The following is a 4,588-nucleotide window of genomic DNA, read 5'->3' on the forward strand; positions in this document are numbered from 1 at the left end:
CTTTCTCATCGTCCACTCCTCAGTGGCTACGATGAGCAACAAACCCTCCCTTAGCAAATACAGCTATTTGGACCCATAGGCGCTGACGTCAGACAGTCGGAACGCTGGTACGTGGTACTCGGTTGGGGGCACAGGTGCGCAGGAAGGCATCCAGTCCCGTGGCACCTTTTACAGCGTCTACACCCCATCCACGGGCCAAATTGTCACAACGGTTGAGGGTGAGGTTACACTGATGGAGTGAATGCAAGTCATTTTGCAATCCACCGACCCCACCTTTCAACATAAGGGTTATGACCCACAAATTGAAAACTGCCGACAATCGTCAGAGCAGACCTTAGCGTTAGCAGCCGCGAATGGGCTTCTCTAATTGGGTGTTTAGGTCAAGCTCATTTCCTTCTTTCTTTTGGGTCATTGTCACTCATCCGGGTCACGCTTCTCTTCGCAGTCTGTTTGATGCCGTGATGGCACCGCTGCACGCATATGTCGGATCGGCAGTGGAGAGCCTTGCTTTGAGACGCGCTTCACGTTGCGCAGCAGCCATTTTCTGCTTCTTCCACAGACCTCGTCCGGTGAGTGACGACCCCGTTAGGATTGGTGGTCGGCTTTTAGTTCATGCCGCTCCTCCCACTTGGTCCTGACGGAATTTCGTGCCATCAACCCACATGCGATGCAGCAAGACGGCGAGTTTGCGTGCGACAGCGACAACGGCGCGACGGCGACCCTTGGTGCGCATCAGTCGCATGCCCCATGATTTGATCTGAGACCCCGCCATCGTTCGCATAAGCAAAGCGTTGGCGGCTGCGTACAATGTTGCGCGGACATCTCGGTCCCCAGCTTTCGATATGCGGCCAGGATTGTCATGTTCGCCAGACTGATAGCGTCGCGGTGTCAGACCAAAATGCGCGCCAACAGTCCGTGATCGGTTGAAACGCGTCGGATTGTCGACAGCGGCTTTGAATGTAAGTGAAGCGATTGGGCCGACGCCTGGAACTGTTTTCATGCGCATACAGACCTCGTCTTGGCTTGCCGCGCGTTTGACCCTGCGATCCAGTTCCAGAAAGTGCTGATACAAAATCACGCGCGCGTCCAAGAGCGGCACCAAAGCATGGGCAAGAACGTCGTCTATCTCGATCAACGGTCGCACAACGCCGTCGAAGCTGCAGTGCTTCACAGTCATGGGCACGCGAATGCCAAAGATCTTTAATAACCCGCGGACTTCGTTGGCGAGATCCATCGTCTTCTTGAGCAGTGCCTTGCGCGTGCTGAGCAAGGCACGGACGCCATGGGCCTCTCGGCTCTTCATGTGAACTGGGCTGAACCAGCCGGTACGCAGGACTTGTGCGATACCACGTGCGTCATTCTTGTCTGTCTTGTTGCGCATTGCGGACAGCGCAGCGTTGACCTGGCGTGCTTCCATCCAGACGACATCAAAACCTTCTGCCGTCAATCCAAAGAACAGATGTTGGCTCAGCGTGCCCGCTTCAAAGCCGATCCGTTCAATCGGATGAGCAAACTGACCACAAACCCTGTCGTCTGCCGCAAGGGCAGCCCAAAAAGAACTTTGAGGGTCAAGCAGGCCTGTATCGCGGCGTCGCTATAGGCTCGTTGGCGTCCTCGTCGGCCAGAAGGCGCGGCCTCCCACACTATCTCTGGATCAAACCAGATCGACAGCGATCCGCGCTGCTTCCAGGAAAGGCTATACTCTGCCCAGTTCCGGGTCTTGTATGTCGTGGGTGTCCAGCTGCTCATAAACGCCAGCTAGCACGCTGGTTTCATGAGGTGAATCCCTGATGACGCTGATTTGTGCAACAAAGCCACTCTCAATCCTCAAGCCGCTCAGATGCGCCGTTTTTCGATGAAGAAGGACAAAATCATCGCTTTTGATCGATGCTGTTGACGGGAAATAACTGCAATTCACGTTAGCGCGTCACACTCGGCCTCGGAACCACGCCGTTCGCGCTTGTACTATCTTTCGGCAACCATCACCTTGTGACGAATCCAATAACAACCGGAAATCTCCGACGTGCACCCTAAAAATTATCATTTCATTTCCGGGCTGCCACGCTCGGGTTCAACTCTCCTGGGTGCAATTCTGCGCCAGAACCCGCGCTTTTCGGCTGGGATGTCCAGCCCTATTGCGAACCTGTTCGAGGGGCTGGTCAGTCAGGTCTCTGCCGGGTCGGAACTGTCGCGCATGGTGAGCACGGCGCAACGCGAACGGATATTACGTGGGCTGTTTGATAGCTACTACGCCGAAAACCCGGCCGAGGTGATCTTTGACACCAATCGGGCCTGGACAGCCAAGATCCCCGAGTTGATGACGCTTTATCCTGAGGCAAAGTTGATTTGCTGCGTGCGCAATGTTGCGTGGATCATGGATTCCCTCGAACGGCAATTTCGCAGCAAGACCTTTGAAAATACCGGCCTGTTTTCCAGCCCGGGCGAACGCGCCACGGTCTATACACGCACCGATGCCCTCGCGGCGCCAAACAGACTGGTGGGGTTTGCCTATCAGGCCCTGCGCGAGGCCTGTTGGGGCGCGTACGCCGACCGTGTTGTAATCGTTGATTATGACATGCTGGGGTCACGGCCTGGCGATGTTCTCAAACTTCTTTACCAGTTTATCGGGGAAGAACATTTCGCACATGATTTTGAGAGCGTCTCGTACGACGCGCCTGCCTTTGATGAACAGCTTGGCCTTGATGGCTTGCACCGGGTGCGGGCGAAAGTGGCGCTTGAACCGCGCAAGACCATTCTGCCCCCTGATGTATTTGAGAAATACGCGGGGCTTGGATTCTGGCAGGATTTGCAGAACTGCGCGGCATTTCGGATTGTGATGAAATCGTAGATATCTGCAATCTATTAAATAAAAGACAGTGTTTATCAAAGCCTTTCGCGCTTCTTTGACCTGCTGCAAGAATTTGCAGATGCGTTGCATGCATGCGGGCGAAAACAATCTGTGGATGTGGGTTAACCACAACCATAGGTAAGTAATGGGAATTTAATTTAATTCATTGCCTTGTCTGAGTTGCGATCGTAAGCTGACTTCGATTTGTAAACGTTCAATTGTTGAGTGGCCGGGTTTTTTAAACCACGTCAGTTTGGGGATCCTTCGTTTTTCTTAGGGGGCCTCAATGGCTGATTTCGTAGTAAATACAAATTCCGATGATTCTGTCGATGATGATGGGCTTACGACGCTCCGCGAGGCTTTGGCGTTGGCCGACGCATTGGCTGGCGCAGACACCATCACCTTTGATCTGGCCGAGGGTGAACGTACAATCATACTTGGCGGAAGCGAGTTGGTGCTGTCCAGCGATGTCACCATCGACGGGGATATCAACGGTGACGATGTGGCCGACATCACCGTTTCGGGCGACGGTCAATCGCGCGTATTCCGCGTCGCGCAGGGGACGGCAGAGCTGGATAGCCTGACGATCACCGGTGGCCGCGCGGACGACTATGGGGCGGGTATAGTTGTACTTAGCCGGGCAGAGCTTTTCCTGACCAACAGCACGGTGAGCGGCAATTCGGTGGAATTTCAAGGCGGCGGAATAGCCAACTTTGGCACGGCGACGCTGACCAACAGCATGCTGAGCGGGAACACGTCAGCCAGGGATGGCGGCGGGATGCACAACACTGGCAACCTGACGCTGACCGACAGCACGCTAAGCGGGAATATGGCGCAGTTTGGCGGCGGGATAAACAACGTTGGCACCGCAACGCTGATCAACAGCACGCTGAGCGGGAATGAGGCCTTCCGCGGCGGCGGGATATACAACCGTGGCACCGCGACACTGACCAACAGCACGCTGAGCGAGAATACGGCGGAATCTACAGGCGGCGGGATATCCAACACTGGCATCGCGACACTAACCAACAGCACGCTGAGCGGGAATATGGCCGTCAGCAATGGTGGCGGGATTTACAATTTTGGCAACGGGACGCTGGCACTGACCAACAGCACGCTGAGCGGGAATACGTCAGCCGGAAATGGTGGTGGTATATCCAACCGTAGCGATGCGACCCTGACCAACAGCATTGTGCTGGGGAATAGCGCAAATGTTGCTGGGGCTGCGGAAATTGGTGGCCTTTCTGCGGTCACAGCAACGAACTCAATCACGGGTGCGAATGGCGAAACCGTGGCTGATGTTTTTGCGGGTCCGGACCCCTTAACAGGCGGCGGCCTTCTGGGCGACAATGGCGGTCCGGTGCAGACGATCGCGCTGAAGGCTGACGCGACAAACCCGGCGCTGGACGCGGGCGATGACACGGTGGCACCCGCGACGGACGCCACGGGTGCCGAACGTTTCGATATCGCAAACGTCGGGAATGACGGCATGGGCTTTGGTGATCTTGGCGCATTGGAATTGCAGCCAGAGACACGCAGCCTTGTCGTGACCACATCTGAAGATGTGGTGGATGCAATTGACGATGTGACATCCCTGCGCGAGGCGATCGCCTATGCGGACAGTCTGGCCGGAGAGGACACAATCACCTTTGATCTGGCCGAGGGTGAACGTACAATCATACTTGGCGGAAGCGAGTTGGTGCTGTTCAGCGATGTCACCATCGACGGGGATATCAACGG

At 55.5% G+C, this 4,588-nt stretch carries 3 protein-coding genes and 1 pseudogene; 2 read left to right on the forward strand and 2 right to left on the reverse strand.

From position 1 onward, the window contains the following. Window positions 1-610: 610 nt before the first annotated feature. A complete protein-coding gene (locus tag C8N45_RS21735; RefSeq protein ID WP_108388963.1) occupies window positions 611-1,576 on the reverse strand; it encodes an IS110 family RNA-guided transposase in 966 nt (321 codons plus the stop codon). After that, a pseudogene (locus C8N45_RS21740) lies at window positions 1,507-1,749 on the reverse strand (transposase); the annotation flags it as partial. The pseudogene C8N45_RS21740 and the gene C8N45_RS21735, both read right to left, overlap by 70 nt. A 274-nt stretch (window positions 1,750-2,023) precedes the next feature. On the opposite strand from C8N45_RS21740, the gene C8N45_RS21745 reads away from it, so the two are divergent. Beyond that, on the forward strand, window positions 2,024-2,848 hold the full coding sequence (locus tag C8N45_RS21745) for a sulfotransferase family protein (RefSeq protein ID WP_245882804.1): 825 nt from the start codon (window positions 2,024-2,026) through the stop codon (window positions 2,846-2,848). A gap of 286 nt (window positions 2,849-3,134) precedes the next feature. Next, window positions 3,135-4,588, forward strand: a 1,454-nt coding sequence (locus tag C8N45_RS23355) for a right-handed parallel beta-helix repeat-containing protein (protein WP_211095494.1), incomplete at its 3' end; no start/stop codon positions are given.

Origin of the sequence: Yoonia sediminilitoris (genome assembly GCF_003058085.1) — a bacterium.
GTDB classification, from domain to species: Bacteria; Pseudomonadota; Alphaproteobacteria; order Rhodobacterales; family Rhodobacteraceae; genus Yoonia; species Yoonia sediminilitoris.